Annotated in this window: 21 protein-coding genes, 4 tRNA genes and 1 riboswitch; of the genes, 8 read left to right on the top strand and 17 right to left on the bottom strand. The window is 43.9% G+C overall.

Going from position 1 to position 17,996, the window contains the following annotated elements:
• Nucleotides 1-28: 28 nt before the first annotated feature.
• The gene (locus AC4MCD_RS03875) at nucleotides 29-235 is read left to right on the top strand and encodes a PA3496 family putative envelope integrity protein (RefSeq protein ID WP_004784869.1); all 207 of its coding nucleotides are present in this window, start codon (nucleotides 29-31) and stop codon (nucleotides 233-235) included.
• 71 nt (nucleotides 236-306) lie between these two features.
• The gene (locus tag AC4MCD_RS03880) at nucleotides 307-831 is read left to right on the top strand and encodes a YecA/YgfB family protein (protein WP_004784868.1); all 525 of its coding nucleotides are present in this window, start codon (nucleotides 307-309) and stop codon (nucleotides 829-831) included.
• Nucleotides 832-918: 87 nt separating this feature from the next.
• Here AC4MCD_RS03880 and AC4MCD_RS03885 read toward each other — a convergent pair whose 3' ends face one another.
• The 4 genes from AC4MCD_RS03885 to trhO form a co-directional block, all read right to left on the bottom strand.
• Complete coding sequence (locus AC4MCD_RS03885; protein ID WP_491876601.1) at nucleotides 919-1,347, bottom strand: ABZJ_00895 family protein; 429 nt, start codon at nucleotides 1,345-1,347, stop codon at nucleotides 919-921.
• A gap of 29 nt (nucleotides 1,348-1,376) precedes the next feature.
• Nucleotides 1,377-1,994: a DedA family protein gene (locus AC4MCD_RS03890; RefSeq protein WP_491876602.1), complete on the bottom strand. Its 618-nt coding sequence runs from the start codon at nucleotides 1,992-1,994 to the stop codon at nucleotides 1,377-1,379.
• A gap of 88 nt (nucleotides 1,995-2,082) precedes the next feature.
• Nucleotides 2,083-2,361 (bottom strand): hypothetical protein, encoded by a 279-nt coding sequence (locus tag AC4MCD_RS03895; protein ID WP_034170157.1) that lies wholly within the window; start codon nucleotides 2,359-2,361, stop codon nucleotides 2,083-2,085.
• Nucleotides 2,362-2,567: 206 nt separating this feature from the next.
• A complete protein-coding gene (gene trhO, locus AC4MCD_RS03900; protein WP_419365778.1) occupies nucleotides 2,568-3,500 on the bottom strand; it encodes an oxygen-dependent tRNA uridine(34) hydroxylase TrhO in 933 nt (310 codons plus the stop codon).
• Nucleotides 3,501-3,556: 56 nt separating this feature from the next.
• Between trhO and AC4MCD_RS03905 the strand changes: the two genes are divergently transcribed.
• From AC4MCD_RS03905 to AC4MCD_RS03915, 3 genes are read left to right on the top strand one after another with little or no spacing between them, the layout of a single operon-like run.
• Nucleotides 3,557-3,685: a hypothetical protein gene (locus tag AC4MCD_RS03905; RefSeq protein ID WP_257218376.1), complete on the top strand. Its 129-nt coding sequence runs from the start codon at nucleotides 3,557-3,559 to the stop codon at nucleotides 3,683-3,685.
• A 3-nt stretch (nucleotides 3,686-3,688) separates the two neighbouring features.
• Nucleotides 3,689-4,174, top strand: coding sequence for a DUF1289 domain-containing protein (locus AC4MCD_RS03910; protein ID WP_179992824.1), 486 nt, complete (start codon nucleotides 3,689-3,691; stop codon nucleotides 4,172-4,174).
• 43 nt (nucleotides 4,175-4,217) lie between these two features.
• Nucleotides 4,218-4,829 (top strand): LysE family translocator, encoded by a 612-nt coding sequence (locus tag AC4MCD_RS03915; RefSeq protein ID WP_491876603.1) that lies wholly within the window; start codon nucleotides 4,218-4,220, stop codon nucleotides 4,827-4,829.
• A gap of 65 nt (nucleotides 4,830-4,894) precedes the next feature.
• On the opposite strand, the gene ribB is transcribed toward AC4MCD_RS03915, so the two are convergent.
• Complete coding sequence (gene ribB, locus AC4MCD_RS03920) at nucleotides 4,895-5,554, bottom strand: 3,4-dihydroxy-2-butanone-4-phosphate synthase (protein ID WP_491876604.1); 660 nt, start codon at nucleotides 5,552-5,554, stop codon at nucleotides 4,895-4,897.
• Between the two features lie 106 nt (nucleotides 5,555-5,660).
• Nucleotides 5,661-5,817, bottom strand: a riboswitch (FMN riboswitch).
• Between the two features lie 171 nt (nucleotides 5,818-5,988).
• On the opposite strand from ribB, the gene AC4MCD_RS03925 reads away from it, so the two are divergent.
• Nucleotides 5,989-7,794: a DUF2157 domain-containing protein gene (locus AC4MCD_RS03925; RefSeq protein ID WP_491876605.1), complete on the top strand. Its 1,806-nt coding sequence runs from the start codon at nucleotides 5,989-5,991 to the stop codon at nucleotides 7,792-7,794.
• The gene (locus AC4MCD_RS03930; protein WP_491876606.1) at nucleotides 7,791-8,354 is read left to right on the top strand and encodes a GDYXXLXY domain-containing protein; all 564 of its coding nucleotides are present in this window, start codon (nucleotides 7,791-7,793) and stop codon (nucleotides 8,352-8,354) included. The genes AC4MCD_RS03925 and AC4MCD_RS03930 overlap by 4 nt, the downstream gene beginning before the upstream one ends.
• A 67-nt stretch (nucleotides 8,355-8,421) precedes the next feature.
• Here the strand turns inward: AC4MCD_RS03930 and panD are convergent, their stop codons facing one another.
• The 11 genes from panD to AC4MCD_RS03985 all read right to left on the bottom strand — a co-directional run bounded on the left by panD (nucleotide 8,422) and on the right by AC4MCD_RS03985 (nucleotide 14,518).
• Nucleotides 8,422-8,802 (bottom strand): aspartate 1-decarboxylase, encoded by a 381-nt coding sequence (gene panD / locus AC4MCD_RS03935; RefSeq protein WP_004784844.1) that lies wholly within the window; start codon nucleotides 8,800-8,802, stop codon nucleotides 8,422-8,424.
• Between the two features lie 143 nt (nucleotides 8,803-8,945).
• Nucleotides 8,946-9,527 (bottom strand): aminoacyl-tRNA hydrolase, encoded by a 582-nt coding sequence (pth, locus tag AC4MCD_RS03940; protein WP_005236857.1) that lies wholly within the window; start codon nucleotides 9,525-9,527, stop codon nucleotides 8,946-8,948.
• Between the two features lie 19 nt (nucleotides 9,528-9,546).
• Complete coding sequence (rplY, locus tag AC4MCD_RS03945; RefSeq protein WP_067730790.1) at nucleotides 9,547-9,843, bottom strand: 50S ribosomal protein L25; 297 nt, start codon at nucleotides 9,841-9,843, stop codon at nucleotides 9,547-9,549.
• A 99-nt stretch (nucleotides 9,844-9,942) separates the two neighbouring features.
• Entirely contained in the window at nucleotides 9,943-10,896 is a 954-nt protein-coding gene (locus AC4MCD_RS03950; protein WP_004784839.1) for a ribose-phosphate pyrophosphokinase, read from the bottom strand.
• A gap of 36 nt (nucleotides 10,897-10,932) precedes the next feature.
• A tRNA-Gln gene (locus tag AC4MCD_RS03955) sits at nucleotides 10,933-11,007 on the bottom strand.
• 91 nt (nucleotides 11,008-11,098) lie between these two features.
• A tRNA-Gln gene (locus AC4MCD_RS03960) sits at nucleotides 11,099-11,173 on the bottom strand.
• A gap of 20 nt (nucleotides 11,174-11,193) precedes the next feature.
• A tRNA-Gln gene (locus tag AC4MCD_RS03965) sits at nucleotides 11,194-11,268 on the bottom strand.
• Between the two features lie 26 nt (nucleotides 11,269-11,294).
• A tRNA-Gln gene (locus tag AC4MCD_RS03970) sits at nucleotides 11,295-11,369 on the bottom strand.
• Nucleotides 11,368-12,198 (bottom strand): 4-(cytidine 5'-diphospho)-2-C-methyl-D-erythritol kinase, encoded by an 831-nt coding sequence (gene ispE, locus AC4MCD_RS03975; protein WP_491876840.1) that lies wholly within the window; start codon nucleotides 12,196-12,198, stop codon nucleotides 11,368-11,370. Before ispE ends, AC4MCD_RS03970 begins: the two co-directional genes overlap by 2 nt.
• A gap of 21 nt (nucleotides 12,199-12,219) precedes the next feature.
• On the bottom strand, nucleotides 12,220-12,798 hold the full coding sequence (gene lolB, locus AC4MCD_RS03980; RefSeq protein ID WP_312331460.1) for a lipoprotein insertase outer membrane protein LolB: 579 nt from the start codon (nucleotides 12,796-12,798) through the stop codon (nucleotides 12,220-12,222).
• A gap of 16 nt (nucleotides 12,799-12,814) precedes the next feature.
• Nucleotides 12,815-14,518 carry a tetratricopeptide repeat protein gene (locus AC4MCD_RS03985; protein WP_419365771.1) on the bottom strand — a complete coding sequence of 568 codons (1,704 nt, stop codon included), beginning with the start codon at nucleotides 14,516-14,518 and terminating at the stop codon, nucleotides 12,815-12,817.
• Between the two features lie 78 nt (nucleotides 14,519-14,596).
• Between AC4MCD_RS03985 and hemA the strand changes: the two genes are divergently transcribed.
• Nucleotides 14,597-15,880 carry a glutamyl-tRNA reductase gene (gene hemA, locus AC4MCD_RS03990; RefSeq protein WP_491876607.1) on the top strand — a complete coding sequence of 428 codons (1,284 nt, stop codon included), beginning with the start codon at nucleotides 14,597-14,599 and terminating at the stop codon, nucleotides 15,878-15,880.
• 71 nt (nucleotides 15,881-15,951) lie between these two features.
• On the opposite strand, the gene AC4MCD_RS03995 is transcribed toward hemA, so the two are convergent.
• Nucleotides 15,952-17,856, bottom strand: a complete 1,905-nt coding sequence (locus tag AC4MCD_RS03995) for a DNA primase (RefSeq protein WP_491876608.1) — start codon at nucleotides 17,854-17,856, stop codon at nucleotides 15,952-15,954.
• Between the last annotated feature and the right edge of the window lie 140 nt (nucleotides 17,857-17,996).

Genomic DNA, 17,996 nt, shown 5'->3' on the forward strand with positions numbered 1-17,996 from the left:
TTACATTTTTCACTACGAGGTAGTTTTAGTGTCTTCGACAGATTTTGAACTAGATGATAGCTACGGTGATGATGATGTTAATTTCGATGAGGCATCGAGTAAGCTAAGTGCGAAAGAGTCGTTGGAAAAACGTCGTCTGATTGATGATCTGCTCTCGCAACGCCGCCTGGAACGCGAACTCAAAGATTTTGATTATGACTTCGACGATGATGACGACTTTGACGACGAAGATTAACGAATTCAGATTTAGCATAGCCTGAATAAATGCTATGCTAATCCTTTCGGTTTTCTAAGTTTGGATGTTAAATGAGTGCTTTAGATTTAGACCTGTTGAGTGAATATCTGGATGGCGACCAAAATGAGTATGGTCTGGATTTTGCGGCAACTCATGGTTTCTTATGTGCTATCGCAGTAGGCCCGCAATTTGACAAATGGATGGATGAACTTTTTGAAGGCAACCAGAAAAAAGTGCCTGCAGAAATCATCAATCAGGTTAAAGCATGGTTAGAGTCAATTCGTCAAAGCTTGGCCAATGAAGAAGGGATCACTTTCCCATTTGAAATTGAAGAAGCAGATACCGAATCAAGTCTAGGTGACTGGAGCGTGGGCTTTGTAGATGCCATGTTCCTGAACGAAGAAGCCTGGTTTACAGAAGAATTTGAAGAGCAGTTGGTCGATTTAACCCTGCCAATTATGGTATTCAGTGGCATCGATGAAGAAGATCCGCAAATGGAATCTTTCCGTCGCAATGGCCAGTTAATGGATGAGCTTGCAGAAGAGATTCCAGAAAACTTGAATGAATTATATCTGATGTACCACACACCAGAATAAGTCATGCCGCGCCATGAAAAAGCACCGTCAGGTGCTTTTTTTAGCTCAAGTGTATTTTACAATGTTTTAACTAGTGGATGATTTAATCTAAGGTTTATGATCGGCACCCGTACGCTTGCTCAAGCTATAACGCGCATAGCCATTATAGGCGATATGGAACAGCAAGGCATGTAAGGCAATACTTGCAGCCACCAGAAATGAATTTGGCCTGCGTCCTGTATAAGCCATTCTTCTATAGATTTCCTCCGTCTGTGGATGCAACCAGATCACTATAAACAAAAAGATAAATCCAAAGATCATGGCAATAATCGTGGAACCCCAGACCAGTCTGCTTTTCTCTTCTTGGGTGGGTAGTCGGAGTTCTTTTTTCACAAAGTATCGGGCGCTGAGAAAGGCGGAGGCAATCAGGGCAGGAATTAGCAGAATAGCGCCCAGATTGAACACGTAGATGAGTATGCCCACTATTAAGACCAGAGTCAGATAAACGGTGGCAAAATATTTAAGATAATGCGACATCGTTTTAGCCTCCTTATGCTGAGGTCTCTTCAGGATGGACGATTTTTACGTTGATGTCTACGATATAAAACCCAGCCCAAGATGATCACGACAATCGCAATAATCACATAACTGACCTGACTGAAGATTTTGTGCATCAATTCCTGATTTTCACCAAAATAAAAACCGACACAGGCCAGGAACGTGGTCCAGATAATAGTACCCAGTCCGCTATAGAACATGAATTTCCAGAAAGGCATATGACTCATGCCGGCCGGGATACTGATGAGGGAACGTACTGCCGGAACCATCCGGCCAAAGAATACAATCCGGTGTCCATACTGCTCGAACCATTCTAAAGATTTTTTGACATCTTCAGATTTGATAAACAGGAATTTTCCGTATTTGTCTACAAATCTGAAAATACTGTCGTGGTTAAATTTGTAGCCAATCCAATAGAGCAATGCCGCTGCCAATAACGAACCGATACTGCCTGCAATAATGACTCCGACCAGCACTAATTCTCCTTGGGACGCGGAATAGCCGGCAGAAGGCATGATAATTTCAGAGGGGATCGGGGGAAAGACATTGTCAAGAAACATGAGTAGGGCAATGCCCCAGTAGCCCAGCTGTTCCATGACAGAAATAATCCATTCAGTCAGATTCATAAAATTGGCAAAATAAAAAATACTGCTTGTATCCTAAGCAGTATTTTTAAGAGGGTAAAGTTAAGTTATATAAATGGCCAACTGCGGATTAACTATGGGTTAAGGTATAAATATAAACTTTACGTAAGCTGTAAGCCAAGCAAACTGGCAGAGCACTGAGCAGTAAATAGTGTGCTGCTGTAGCCTCAATATGATAGCCGATAAACAGGGCAAGAATGGCACCAATGATAGTTCCCAAGATCACAATGAACAGATGTGATTCTGCTTCCAGCTCATCTGTCATTTGGGTAATGCGTTCCAGTTTTGTATTTTCTTTAGGTTGGAATCTAACAATATTATCGGGGTCCCGAGCAAGTGAATTGGCCATTTTGTTTTCCTTTTCATTTAAAAAATTAATTAATAATGAAAGACTTATGGTAACAAAGTAATGTGATATAAAGACTATCAAGCTTGGCTGTAAAAATATGCTGTTCTTGGTAAGGGATTGGTAAGTTTTTTATTGCAGATGTAATGCTTATGTAAACAAAAAGCCCTCCAAAGAGGGCTTAGATATTTTTGGTTACAAAACTGGAATTAGAGACGTTTACGTTTTGCAGCCAGAATTTGCGATTGACGCATACGGAAACCTTCTTTTTGTTTCTCGGTGGTTTTATCGATACAGTACATACAAGATACGCCGTGTTCATAACTTGGCAGCGCTGCCTCTTCAGGTGTTAATGGCCAGCCACACGCATGACATTTGGTATTTTGACCTTCTTCCACACCATGTGTAACTGCAGTACGGCCATCAAATACGAAACATTCACCTTCCCACAGGCTTTCTTCAGCTGGGGTCTCTTCCAAGTATTTCAGAATACCGCCTTTCAGGTGATACACCTCTTTAAAGCCTTCCTGAAGCAATAAAGAAGTTGATTTTTCACAGCGAATACCACCGGTACAGAACATGGCAATTTTCTTGTCCTTGTGCTGTTCCAGATTCTTTTTCACATATTCAGGGAATTCACGGAAAGTTTCAGTTTTTGGATCGATTGCGCCTTTGAAGGTACCGGCTTTGTACTCGTAATCATTACGGGTATCAACCAGAATCACGTCATCACGTGCAATCAGCTCATTCCATTCTTTAGGATCAAGATAATGGCCAACCAGATCACGAGGCTTAACCGGCACACCTAAAGTCACGATTTCTTTTTTCAGTTTGATCTTCATTTTACGGAATGGCTTGTCAGAGCTATGAGACTCTTTGTATTCCATTTCGTTGAAGCCTTCATCCAGCAGGAACTGATGTACTTTGTCGATGGCTTCACGGTTACCCGCAACGGTACCGTTAATGCCTTCACCTGCCACAATTAGAGTACCGCAAAGGTTGATGGTTTTTACCAAGTCTAAAAGACGTTGTTGCAGACCCTCAGGATCTTGAACTTCTTTGAATTGATAAAGTGCGGCAACAACCCAACCAGTCGTCGCTTGCTGTTCTACAGGTGCAAGCTGTTCTACAGTAGCGTTCATGGAATACTCCAACGTAGCATGATAATTTGAAAGGCGCATATTTTAACGTGATTTGAATGAATAAGCGAGTAAAAGGCCGGGTTTTAACGGACTTCAAATCGATAGGGAGAGCGTGTATAGTCATGCCGACCCAGGATTTTGATGCAATGATGCAGATGCTGGAAGTTGCAGCACAGTTGGAGTAAGTTTTGAGTTCGGATCGTCGTATTGCATCTTTGACCCCTTGCGCAGGGCGTTGCTCAACCGTATTTGGTGATGCGGTCTGTCGTGGTTGCCGCCGTTTTAATCATGAAGTGATTCACTGGAATAGTTATAACGCAGATCAACATACTGCAGTCTGGCAGCGGCTGGATGCACAGCTAGATCAGATTTTAGTCCCGATGCTGCCGATGGCAAATCTGGCCAAAGTGGAAACATTTGTCCTGTCTAAACGGGTGCGTCTGCGTGAAGATGCGACTAAAGGTCGTAAGCTTTACCATGCCTTAAAACTCTGTGAAAAGAACCGTCATTTTACTGATGAAAGCGGTTTAGGTATTCATTACAAACAGGTGCGTCCGCTTTGGGATGAATTCGAGCGTCGGGTACTGGCACTCGCCAAAGCCAGTTATGACCTGGCTTTTTTACGGGCAGATGGGATCAGCCAGCACCTGATTCATATGCAGGAAGAGGACTAAGTCCTCTTTTTTATTAAAAAATCATGATAGCTGAGGACATGGCGTGAATATCAGTGAATATGCTCTCTATTGTCTGGCCGTCGTCATCATGATTGCCACACCTGGGCCTGTGATGTTGCTGGTCGCTAGTGCTGGACTGAAAGGTGGCTATAAGCATGCTTTGCAGACCATTTTCGGGACAAATTTTGCTTCTCTGGTATTGATCACCTTATCCATTCTCAGCTTAAAAGGTTTATTGGTTATCAATGAAAACTGGCTGAATGGCATCAAGCTGCTTGGCTGTTTATATATTGCCTGGCTGGGAATCCAGATTTTCCGGGAAGTCTGGCAAGGGCAGAGTTCGACTAATTCACAACGCTTGCAACCGGTACAAGGTGGCTTTCGAACCGGATTTCTAGTGGGGATCTCCAACCCCAAAGATATTATTTTCTTTGCTGCATTTTTCCCGCAGTTTATTGGCATCACGCCAAATCTGGATTTAAGTTTGGTGATTCTGACGATCAGCTGGATTGTGCTAGATTTTTTGACCCTGTCATTAGTTTATTTAGGCTTTCAGCGCTTTGCTAAATCTAGGCTGTATCCTTATTTGCTTGGTTTGTGCGGTTTGATCTTGCTGCTGGTCGCACTATATGGAATTTATTCTGTTCTTATTTAAATCAAAATACTGAACATAAAAAATCCCGGTCTTAAGCCGGGATTTTTTATCTTTAAATCTTGTACTTATACATTGTGCTGCTGGCGGTAATGCGCTAGTTCATCAATGGTAATCACGGTCAGCTGATGCGTCTGTGCATAAGACAATACCTGAATGCCAGAAGCCATCGTGCCATCTGGGTTGGTTAGTTCACACAGAACACCGGCAGGTTTTAAACCCGCCAGACGAGCAAGGTCAATGGTACCTTCAGTATGGCCACGACGGGTCAGCACACCGCCTTCACGGGCACGTAAAGGAAAGACATGACCTGGACGATTTAGATCACTCGCTACTGCGCCATCTTTAATGACTGCTTTAATCGTAGTGGTACGGTCTTTGGCAGATACACCAGTCGTCACACCTTCCGCAGCTTCAATCGTTACAGTAAAGGCAGTTTTAAACTGGCTAGAGTTATCCTGCACCATAGGCGGCAGTTCTAGATGATTGGCCAGTTCATCAGTCAGGCACAGGCAGACAATGCCAGAACCATCACGAATCATGCGTGCCATGGTTTCTACAGTCAAAGTCTCTGCAGCAACGATGAGGTCGGCTTCATTTTCACGGTCAAAGTCATCCATGACCAGAACAGGTTTGCCTTGGCGGATATCTTCGAGTGCTTGTTGGATGCGCTGTTCAGCAGGAGCTAAAGCGGAAAAGAAAATTTCGGGTTGAATCAAACTTGACATTGAAACGCTCACGTAAAGTAAAAGTACGATTGAACATTTCAGGACATAGTGAAAATAGGCTTATAGCAAAACAGTTTTATGCCAGGCATAAAACAGGGTGTACTGCTTTCGTCTTCTTTCATCCGGACTATACCGTCGGCTCTGGATTTACACCAGATCTGCAGATCAATCGAAATTGACCGCTCGTGGGCTGATTCAGGAATAGAGATTTACTACCCTGAAATTACCACCGGTGGGGAATCTCACCCCGCCCTGAAGCGATGTAGGGCCATTATAGTCCTGATTTTTAAAAGATGGGATAGTTTGGCCAGTCACGGATTTGCAGGATTTCAGATAAGCAAAACAGATTATCTGAATTACTACAGCCTTTTAGCAAAAAACTGGAAACATGTTATGTTGCTATTAAGAATAGAAATTGATCAATCATTCTGACAATGAAGAAAACCGAGCTGATCCATAATAATCCATTTTCTCCCTTGCTGTTTTGTGATGCAAAGGTTTTGCGTTATCTCAATATTTTGGGCGTTGCGCTGATTGCAGTCAGTTTGCTGTATTTAATTGCTGCAAACTGGTGGATGCTGCCGAATCAGGTACAGCTAGCAATTCCAATGCTGGTTTTACTCTGTAGTGCGTTAGCCAGTATCTACTTTAATCAGCAGGAGTGGATCAGACAGAGTCTGGATACTGTATCTGGCCTGATGCTGGGCTTAAGTCTGGCGGTGATTGGGCAGATCTATCAAACTGGTGCGGATAGTTATCCGTTATTTCTGCTCTGGGCCGTATTGCTGTTGCCGTGGCTATATCGATCCAATATCGGGGTTTTTGCCATGCTTTGTGTGGTCACTCAGCTGGCATTGTATTTTTACTTTAAGCAAAGTTTCTGGATGATACGGGCAGAAGGATTGTATCTACTGACTTTGAATCTACTGACGGCCATCAGCTTTGTCTTTGCCATACGTTATTACCCGTTGCTGCGATACCTATTTATTGTATTCATCATCATGATTTCGATCAGCAGTATGATGCAGTTTACCCATCAATATAAGCTAATTTATCTGGCTTCTTCAGTTGTTCTGCCAGCAGGTGCTGCATTTTATTTTTATCGTAAGCATCAGGCACTAGAAACCATTTTACTGATTGCAGGCTTGGCTGCCAGTTTGAGCCTATGGCTGTTTGAACTGGTGGACGATCGGCTTACCAATTCAGCAGTTGGCTTATTTATTTTGGCAATGCTGATCTTTGGCTGGTTTGCGTTGATCAGTTTTGCCTTAAAGAAAGTCTTCCCACAAACCAAATTCTCTGTCATTCCTTTGGCACTCGGTGCCTGGATAGCTGGGATTATTCTGGCAGTCTTATTGCTGACCTATTGGAAAGCAGTTTCAATTGTTTTAGGTCTCATTTTTATTGGCATCGCTTGGAAATTATTAAGTCAAAAGAATTCCATATTTCTACGTCAGTTTGCCTATTGTCTTTGGGTTTGCGGGCAAGCTGCGGTATTAATTCATACGGAACTGCTCACCGATAGCCTGTTTATAGTGTGGTTGTTGCAGTTAATGATGCTGGCTCTGACTGTGATCAAACGGATGCACTGGTTCATTCTGACCTTACAGCTCTTGATAGCTCATGCTTTAGCAATTGTCGTTTTGGCATTAGAGAACTCTTTTAAGCATGATGATATTGTAATCACGCTTGCCCTAAGCTTGAACTATGTCATTTTTATCGGGCTAATTCTAACCGCTAGATATTGGCAGTCCTCAATTTATCAGAAAAGTATTCTGCTCTGGATCATTGCTATGCTGACAGGTTCAGCTGTGGTTCAATCTGTGACTGGATTAGAGCACTGGCAGGGCATCGGGCAGATCAGCCTTGACCACGTTCTGCTGTTTTATGTTCTTCCGAGCTTATTGTTGCTTGGTTTTATCTGGCAAAACTGGCAGCAATTTAGTGAAAAATGGCTCTGGCTGATTCCTGTATTTGGCATCTTACTCATTCTGTTGGGCTATTTTGAGATTTTTATTATTATGCTGCTTATGGCATGGGTAGTGGTCTATCAGCAACGACTTATACAGGCACTTACCATTTTATTGCTGATCTTCTGGCTATGGATGCTGTATTACAATCTGGGCTTAAGCTTCCTATTAAAAAGCATCAGTATCTTTGCTTCAGGGATACTGGTCTTGTTGCTGGCCTATATTTTAAAGGGGTCAAAACTACAACATGAGCAAGGAGAGGCAAGATGAAAAAGTTTCTTCCTTTGCATCTGGCTATTTTCAGTATTGCCTTATTTTGTGGATTGATCGCGCAACATGAATGGCATCTTCGAGATAGCCAAAGTATTTATGTGGAGCTGGCACCAGTAGATCCGCGATCAATTCTGCAAGGCGATTATATGGCGCTGAATTATGATCTGCATTTTAGTGCACTAGCAGCGGAGAATAGATCAGAACAATCAGAACCTAAAATCAGTATTCAAGATTTTGAAAACCAGTCCCGTGTACTAAGCTATGTACAGCTTGATGAGCAAAGAAGAGTTGTCAAAACCAGTTTTAATCGAAGTGCGCTGGATCAGCCATGCTCAGCGCAATTAATCCTGAAAAATCCGCAGAATACCTTTGAAGGCTTATATCCGGCTACCAACAGTTTTATGTTTGCCGAAGGACTTGAGCCTTGTTATCGCGATGCCAAATTCGCTGAATTAAAGCTAAAAGAAAATGGAGAAGCTTTGTTAGCCAACCTGGTAGATCAAAATCTTAAGTCCTTAAACTGTGAGAACCGAAAAAGCTGGTGGCAGGGGAGTTAGTTTTATTTTAATCAGCCCATAAAAAAGCCCGCGAGAAGCGAGCTTTTTAGAATCTTGTCGAACCAGCTTAGGCAACTTGTACCGGAATACAGTTTGCAGTGTGATTCACAGTGTTATCCGGATTTGCATAAACCAGACGTGGTTTATGAGCATTGGCTTCCGCTTCAGTGAAATCACCAAATGTTGCGATAATCACGATATCACCAACATCAGCTTGGTGTGCAGCACCACCATTCACAGAAATAATCCCTGAATTATCTTCACCACGAATGGCATAAGTAGTAAAACGCTTACCATTGGTCACGTTCCAAACATGAATTTCTTCGTATTCACGAATGCCAGCTAGATCCATCAAAACGCCATCAATTGCACATGAACCTTCATAGTGTAATTCTGCATGTGTAACAAAAGCGCGATGAATTTTGCATTTTAATAAACGAGATAGCATGGCTAGCGTCCCCTTAGTTGACCTAAGACTTTGATCTTATGGTTGAATCAATTTCTACGACACTGGATAAGTGGGTAGGCTTGCGCATTTTGCGCCTAAATGGCCAGCAAGGCAAGCGGAATTGTCCAGCAATTTATGAATGTTTAGTTCGGTTTATAAGCATTGATTTGATTCATTGCCTGTTGTACTTCACCGTTCACCAGCATTTTGGCACGAGCAAGTGCATGGGCAATTGCATCGTCCATTAACTCTTGTTCACTGCTTGGTGCTTTACTCAGGACATGACCAGAAACACGGTCTTTAGAACCTGGATGACCAATACCAATGCGTAGACGATGAAAGTTCGGACCGATATGCGGCACGATATCGCGTAAACCATTATGTCCACCATGACCACCGCCAGTTTTCAGGCGAATAATGCCTGGATTCATATCCAGTTCATCATGGGCAATCAGGATTGATTCAGGTGCGATATTGTAGAATTTGGCGAAAGGAACAACACTTTTACCGGAGAGGTTCATGAATGTTGTAGGTAGAAGGAGACGGACGTCTTGACCTTCGATATTGCCACGACCGCTGAATCCATTGAATTTAGGGTCTTTTTTAAGGCTAATGCCATATTGATCTGCAAGGCGCTCTACAAACCAGAAGCCTGCATTATGGCGGGTTTGAGCATACTCAGAACCTGGGTTGCCCAAACCTACAATCAGTGAAATATTTGACACTAATCTACACCATTAACACTTATGCGCGTTTGAAGTCAGCGTGCATTGGAGTGTTTTTAGCTGGGTGACGTTGTAAAGCTTGGATTTTAACGCTTTCAACTTTACCATCAACATCAATTTCGATCACTTCTTCGAAGAAAGCGTTGCTTTCTAGGAATTTAACAAGTTGACGAAGCTCAAGAGATACAGCTACAGGAGCAGCTTCACCACCATAAATGATAGCAGGTACTTTGTTTTGAAGACGAAGGCGGCGGCTCGCACCTTTCCCTTGAACTGCTTCATCACGTGCTACTGCATTTAATACGAAGTTTGCCATGATAGACATCCTATTTTAAGTTTAAGTAACTAGACTTGCGACCAGTCTAGTGAGTAAAAGCCCCGCCAAATGGCAGGGCTTTGGAAATTCAGCGCACTATTATAGATAAGAATCGAACATTGCGCTAATAGATTCTTCGTTGTTAATACGACGAATTGTTTCAGCAACCATACTTGCTACTGAAACCTGGCGAATCTTACCAAGTGCTAAAGCTTCTTCTGAAAGAGGAATGGTGTCAGTTACAACCAATTCGTCAATTACAGAATTTTTAAGATTTTCGAGTGCTTTACCAGACAATACTGGGTGAGTTGCATAAGCAACAACTTTGCGGGCACCGAAAGTTTTCAACGCATCAGCAGCTTTACAAAGCGTACCAGCAGTATCCACCATGTCATCAACGATCACACAGTCACGATCTTTCACATCACCAATCAAATGCATCACTTGTGATTCATTCGCTTTTTGACGACGTTTATCGATGATCGCTAGGTCGATATCACCCATCTGTTTCGCAACAGCACGAGCACGAACTACACCACCTACGTCAGGAGAAACAACCATCAGGTTATGATGCTGTTGTTGGCGTAAGTCAGCAAGCAGGGCTGGCGTACCGTAGATGTTGTCTACAGGAATATCGAAGAAACCTTGGATCTGGTCAGCGTGAAGGTCAATCATCACCACACGGTCAATACCTACAGTGGTCAGCATATCTGCAACAACTTTTGCAGTAATCGGCACACGGCTTGAACGAGGACGACGGTCTTGACGGGCATAACCGAAGTAAGGAATCACGGCAGTAATACGACCAGCACTTGCACGGCGTAACGCGTCAGCCATGACCAGGATTTCCATCAGGTTATCGTTGGTCGGTGCACAAGTAGGTTGTACGATGAATACGTCTTTACCACGAACATTTTCAGTGATCTCAACAGCGATTTCGCCATCAGAGAACTGGCCTACAGAGGCGGCGCCTAGAGGAATATGTAAGTGACTTACGACTTTTTGAGCGAATTGTGGATGCGCGGTTCCACTAAAAACGACAAGATTGGGCATGAAGCACCCTTGGCGGTTGGTATGTATGGAAGTAGATGGCAGGGGTAGCTGGATTCGAACCAACGGATGCCGAGATCAAAACCCGGTGCCTTACCACTTGGCGATACCCCTAATGCGGCAGAACTTTAATATTTTTGCGGTATTGTGTCAAGGTAAATTAACAGTCTTACAGCAAATGATGTTCTGTCTTTTTTCGAGAAAATGGCAGGGGCGGCTGGATTCGAACCAACGGATGCCGAGATCAAAACCCGGTGCCTTACCACTTGGCGACGCCCCTAGATTTGATGAACTGTAAGATGGCAGGGGTAGCTGGATTCGAACCAACGGATGCCGAGATCAAAACCCGGTGCCTTACCACTTGGCGATACCCCTAATACAGTACATCTACAGGTGAATAATGGCAGGGGTAGCTGGATTCGAACCAACGGATGCCGAGATCAAAACCCGGTGCCTTACCACTTGGCGATACCCCTATTGAACCTTGAAATGACGTAATGGCGATTCTTTCAGACTGTTCACCAGGTAAGATTTACATGGTGCATTCTCAAGAATGTCGGTCACATTCATATCATCAGTTACCTCGATAAAAACACAAGCACCTGTACCTGTAAGCTTTGCAACACCGAACTGGTCGAGATATTGCATTGCCTCATCGACTTCTGGATATAAGCTTCTTGCCACTGGCTCAAAGTTATTTCCGAAATCAGATGGCTTTATCTGATAGGCGCAAAATTTAGAGCTCTTCGTGTCTCTTGTCAACGTTTTTTGTGAAAAAAGCTGTTGAGTGCTGATAAAACAGTCAGGTTTTAACACAATGAACTGTTTTTGATCTAAGTCTATGAATGTTAAGTGTTCACCAATGCCTTCAGCCCAGGCATTGCGACCATGAACAAAAATGGGTACATCTGCGCCCAGCTTAACGCCGAGCTCTGCCAATTGCTCGGAATTTAAGCCACAATGCCATAATTGGTTCAGTACAATCAGCGTCGTTGCTGCATTGGATGAGCCGCCGCCAAGACCTGCACCCATAGGAATATTTTTCTCCAGTCGAATGATCAGACCAGAAGGCGTTTTGGCATAAGGCTGCAAAATCTGCGCTGCACGATAGATGAGATTCTGTTCCAGATCGACTGAGGACAAACCTTCAATCTGGATTTGCTGATCATCTGTTTGTTCAAACTCTAGCCAGTCACACAAATCTATCAACTGAAAAATACTTTGCAGCTCGTGATAACCATCCGGACGGCGACCGGTGATATGAAGAAACAAATTCAGTTTTGCAGGTGAGGGAACACGAATCATCATAGGCTTGCATCAGACCAGTTAACGGTTTTGAATCACCATTGTAATACGGTTTTCACCACCATTCTCAAGCGACTGCTTTAAAATCAAGCGGTTTGGAACAGTTGCCTGCTGGTTGTAACTGAGGTCTACCGTCCAGCCTTGTTCAATAATCTGGCTGATACGCTGTGAGCTGTCTTTCTGGATCTGGGCAGACTGTGTCGCAGGACGTGCCTGTACCCAATCGACTAAATGACTAATCGGGGCTTGCCAGCCAGTAGCACGTTGCAATAGTTCTTCTGCCGTTGCTGCCTTGATCAGACCGGTTTTGGCACTATTCAAAGTTACCTGGCCAGGAGTACCTGAAATCTGGGTTTTTCCAGCACCTAAGATACCAGTCAGTTCAATATCAAACTCTTCCTGCTGCTGAACCCAGGTAAAAAAGGCACTGCCGCTTTGCTGAGGTGTTCGTACCCCGATTTTACCTTGCAGCTGGAACTGGTTTTCAGCCTGTACCGATGGCGTGACAGGAGCTTTTTGCTGAACCATCTGCTGACAGCCACTCATGAGTAGGGCAGTAGAAGCAAGGAAACAGCAGCCTAAAGTACTTATGTTGCGCATAAAAGAATGGACTCGTTCAGGATTGTGGTGCTAACAATAGCGAATTAAGTTGGTTTAATTCTGGGTCATTTGGATGGTTTTGTTGTAATTGTTGTAACACTTGATGGAATTGTTGTAGATCGCCTTTCATATAAAGTGAACGTGCATAACGGACGCCTATTTTCGCACTTGGATTCAGTTCATAGGCTTTAAGCAGCACCTGGGCAGCCGTAGTAAAATCATTCTGCAGGTAACAGATGTAGCCATAAGTATCCAGAATAGAAGCCTGTTCTGGTGCGTATTCCAGTGCCTGTTCAGCATAGCGCCTTGCTTCATCCAGACGGCGATTTTGACGGGCCAGCGTATAGGCATAAGCATTCAGATAGGTTGGACTATTCGGCTCGATTTTAAGCAGGGTTTTTAACAGCTGATCCAGTTGATCACGATCTTCATGTGGATCTAGCAATAAAACTTGAGCATAGACTAACTCCGGATCATCCGGTAGGTTTATGCTGGCTTCTTCCAGAATTCGGATCGCTGCGTTCTTATTATTCATGCGTTTCAGAATATCCGCCTGAGCCAGATACAGGAAACTGGCATGTTGCGGATAATTGACCCGTTCCTGAGTCAGAAAGCGCAGCGCATCATGTAGTTTATCCTGCTCGGCAAAGATGGCAATGATATTGCGTCGTGAAACCGTATACAGGCTGCCATCCACCAGGCGGTAATATGCCTTGGCAGTTTCATAATGCTGTTTGCGTTCTGCATTGACTGCCAGATAGTAATAGGCTTCATTCTGGTACTGAGCTGAATAGCGGAGCTCAACCAGATATTTTTCGGCCCGTTCATATTGCTGCAGGTCAATACTGGTTAAGCCGGCAATAAACAACGCTTCTTCGTGTTGTGGTGATTTTTTCAGGATCGCTTCTAGTTTCTGTAAGGCCTTTTCAGCTTCATTTAGCTTGATCAGGTATTTAACCTCAGCCAGACGTATATCCATGTTGTTACGATATTTACGACTGGCTTTCTCGTACCATTTTAAAGTTTCCGCATCATCACCCAATGCCGCCAACAGATTGGCTTTCATCAGGATATAGCCAGTCGACTTTGGACGTTTTTTTAAGGCGCGGTTGATGGTATTGAGAGCCTGTTCTAGCTGACCTTTTTGTGCTTCCAGACCGGCGACCAGCACCAGAATCGAAGGATTGTCTTTGGCTTTGCTAGTACTTAGAGCCTGAATTAAATATTCACGGTCATCCGGCTCATCTGGGGCAATCCCGGCCAGAATTTCTTCCAGATCGGCGTTATCATCAATTTTCAGGATCTTTTCCAGCGTTTCTGCCGCCAGTTCGTACTCATGGGCTTTTAAGGCAATATGTGCCAGATAGAATAATGCCGGAACATCTTGCGGTTCCTGAACCACCCAATGGGTAGAAATATCCAGCGCTGCATTCAGGTCTTCATGTTCGAGGGCGATATTGAGTGCGCGCTGTTTAACCGCAGTGGAATTGCTTTTAATGGCCAGCACAGTATAGTTGTGTAAAGCATTTGGAATATCGCGATAGGCGAGTGCAAACTCGGCTATCATACTTTGTTTTATCGCATCATAATTTTGATTTGCATGGTAAACTGCTTCTGCTGCATAAAGATGAGCAGTTGAAGCCATGCTAACCACCAGCAAGAATGTGGTAGAATATTGCTTAATGGTAGGGCCGTTTATACGGCTAGTTGTTAGACGCAATTTTTCTTTATCCAAGTAATGCTTTTTATGACACCGATGTTGCACAATAGCATAAATTTAGTGAAATGATGACCTGATATGTCTTTCTTTGCATTGGGTGTCAACCATCAAACTGCCTCTGTAGAGCTGCGCGAAAAGATTGCTTTTAACCCTGAAAAGTTAAGCATTTTACTTGCCGAGCAAAGCCAGCACCCTGTACTGAATGATATGGTGGTGGTGTCTACATGTAACCGGACCGAAGTTTACGCGATGTCGGACAATGTCGACATGGTGCTGAACTGGCTCGCCCAGACCAATGGTATTGATCCCAAGCAATTGCAGAATCATGTTTATCGCTATGAGAATGCGCAAGCCGTTACTCATCTGATGCGTGTAGCCAGTGGTCTCGACTCCCTAATGCTCGGTGAACCGCAGATTCTGGGACAGGTCAAAACTGCACTCTCTCTTGCCAAAGAATCTAAAACCGTTTCACAAAACCTGAATCGTATCTTTGAATATGCCTTTTATGCGGCCAAGCGTGTGCGCTCGGAAACAGCAGTCGGCAGTCATGCAGTCTCAATGGGTTATGCAGTCGCACAATTAGCATTGCAAGTGTTTAGCCGACCAGAGCAGTTGACTGTGATGGTGGTAGCCGCCGGGGAAATGAATAGTCTGGTGGCCAAACATCTGGCAGAAATGGGCGTCGGAAAAATCATTATCTGTAACCGGACTCGTGCTCGTGCAGAGAATCTCGCGCAGGAAATCGCGCATCGTGCAGATGTAGAAATTATTGATTTTGATCAACTGGCAGCAAACCTGCATCGTGCAGATGTGATTTCCAGTTGTACCGGTAGTTTGCATCAAGTCATTCACTATTCGGATGTCAAAGCTGCCTTAAAGAAGCGCCGTTACCAGCAAATGCTGTTGGTCGATCTGGCCGTACCCCGTGATATTGATCCAAAAGTTGAAAAGCTGGATGGAGTTTATCTCTACGGCGTGGACGATTTGCAAAGCGTGATCGATGAAAACCTGGCACAGCGTCGTCAGGCAGCGGTCGAAGCGGAAGTAATGGTCAATCAACTGGCAACCGAGTTGATCACCCAGCAGAAGGTGAGCGAAGCGGGTAGTACGATTCATGCTTACCGGGATTATGGGGAAAGCTTGCGTCAGGAAGAACTGGCGACCGCTATGCAACGCATCGCTAAAGGTGAAAATGCTGAAACAGTATTGGCCGAATTTTCACATCGTTTGACCCAAAAGCTTCTGCATCCGACCTCAATCATGCTGCGTGAAGCTGCCAAAGCTGAAGATCCAAGCTATTTTGAAATGCTACAGAACAGTTTACAGGACGTGGTACAGCATCGCCGTAAGGTTAAACATTAAGATGATCTTGAGTTAATTTCCCGATATTTAAAAGGCGTTTAAAATAAATGCCTTTTTTATTTTCATGATTTTTAATCTTCGAGTAAGGTCATGGAACGTTTTTTATCAATTTCATAAATTCGCATCTTGAGGTTTTTCATCTCCGCGATGCTACTAAACTTTTTCGATTTCAGTTTATGTTGTAGACACTGATATTGCAGCTTGATCGAGAAGTCTGCCGCCAGTTTGTCTGCCTGCTCAGGAGAAGAGGTGTAATCGCTGACATTGGCATGTTGCAGGATATGCTGTAACTCATGATGATGTGCAGCACAGGCACCAAGCACGTAATAGGTCGATAGTTCCGGATCATCCGGCAATTCATCGAAAATCACATTAAATATATTCAGGATCTTGAACAGCAATTGATCTTCACTGACCAATGCACGTAATGGTTCAAAATGAATATACAGGTAAGGGTGATTCAACAGAATCGCAATGACATACTCTTCGGCATCAATTTTGGTGCTAAAGCTTAGAGATGCGTCATTATTGACTTTGGGTTGCCATTTGCGGCTAAAACCGAGTTTTTCCCGAAAGAACTGCTGTAGCAGATAACGGAATGAGCCAGCTTTGGGCAACAATTCGGTTAATTGACGCAGCTCGCCCATGACCTGACTTTTACCTTCTGGCGTTGCAATATCGTGATTCTGAGTGAGATGGGCAAAGACAAAGTCAGAGAGTAGCGGAGCCTGATCCAGCAGACGGCGGAAATTTTCAATGCCTTCACGACGAATCAGGGAGTCTGGGTCATGGTCATTCGGCAGGACAAAGAATTTGAGCTCACGCCCATCGTTCAGTAAGGGTAGAGCAATTTCCAGAGTACGGCGTGCCGCTTTTTGTCCAGCCGCATCACCATCAAAGGCAATGGTAATCCGATTATTCTGCTTGAACAGAATATTTAGGTGATCAGTATTACTTGCTGTTCCCAAAGTAGCTACTGCACCATGAATGCCATATTGCTGCAAGGCAATGACATCCATATAGCCTTCCACCATCAGCCAGTCTTGAGCTTTCTGCTTGCGACCTTCATACAGACCATACAATAACTGGTTTTTATGGAAAACTTCTGAATCGGGTGAGTTGATGTATTTCGGTTTGATCTCGTCATTCAGTGCACGACCACCAAAACCGACCACACGGCCTTTACTATCACGAATCGGGAAAATGACACGGTCACGGAGCAGGTCAAAATCCCGACCACTATCGCTAGTACGAATCATACCTAAAAGTTTGAGACCTTCAATATCCTGCGGGAAGGCTTTTTCCAGATGTTGCCAGTCTTCCGGTGCATAACCTAGTCGCCAGTAGGTAATCGTTTCTGAGGTCAGACCACGCTGTTTAAAATATTGCTGGGCACTTGGACTGTTGGGTAGCTGACGCTCATAAAACTGCGCGATATTTTCCAGCAGGTCGTATAAGTTGCCATCTGCTTGTGCTTCTGCTGCAGGCATTTGCTCAAAAGCAGCAAAAGGGTCATCCGTATAAAATTCAGCTTCAGGTGCCTGAATTTCAGCAAATGGATCAAAATAAGCAGGTTGTTCGGATACTGGATTTGTAGATGTATCCGCAGTTTTTACTGGTGGCGTAGCAACCGGTTTTGGTTTGGCTTCGCGTTTGTATTTTAAGCGGTTGGAATCTTTATTGTCTTTAGGCAGTTCAATTCCGGTCTGGCTAGACAGGTCTTTCATCACTTCAATGAAATTGCGGCTGCCAATATCCATTAAAAAGCGGATGGCATTGCCGTTGGCCTGACAGCCAAAGCAGTGGAAATACTGCTTGTCACGGTAGACGTGAAAAGAAGGCGATTTTTCCTGATGGAAAGGGCAACAGCCAGAATAGGTGCGGCCAGTTTTTTTTAGCTTCACGTATTGACCAATCACATCGACAATATCGGTGCGATCGAGAATCTGATCAATCGTATGTTGAGGAATGGCCATGATTTGCTAAGCTTCTCGTGCTGTATCTAAGGTTTAAGTCATTGAATCAAGAAGAGTGAACTGACCCAGATCAATTCTTTTAAATTCCTTTGTATATCTTTTGCACGAATTGTTCAAGCATGGCTCGGACAAAGCAAAAG

The sequence above is a fragment of the Acinetobacter sp. CAU_H_78 genome, assembly GCF_058599365.1.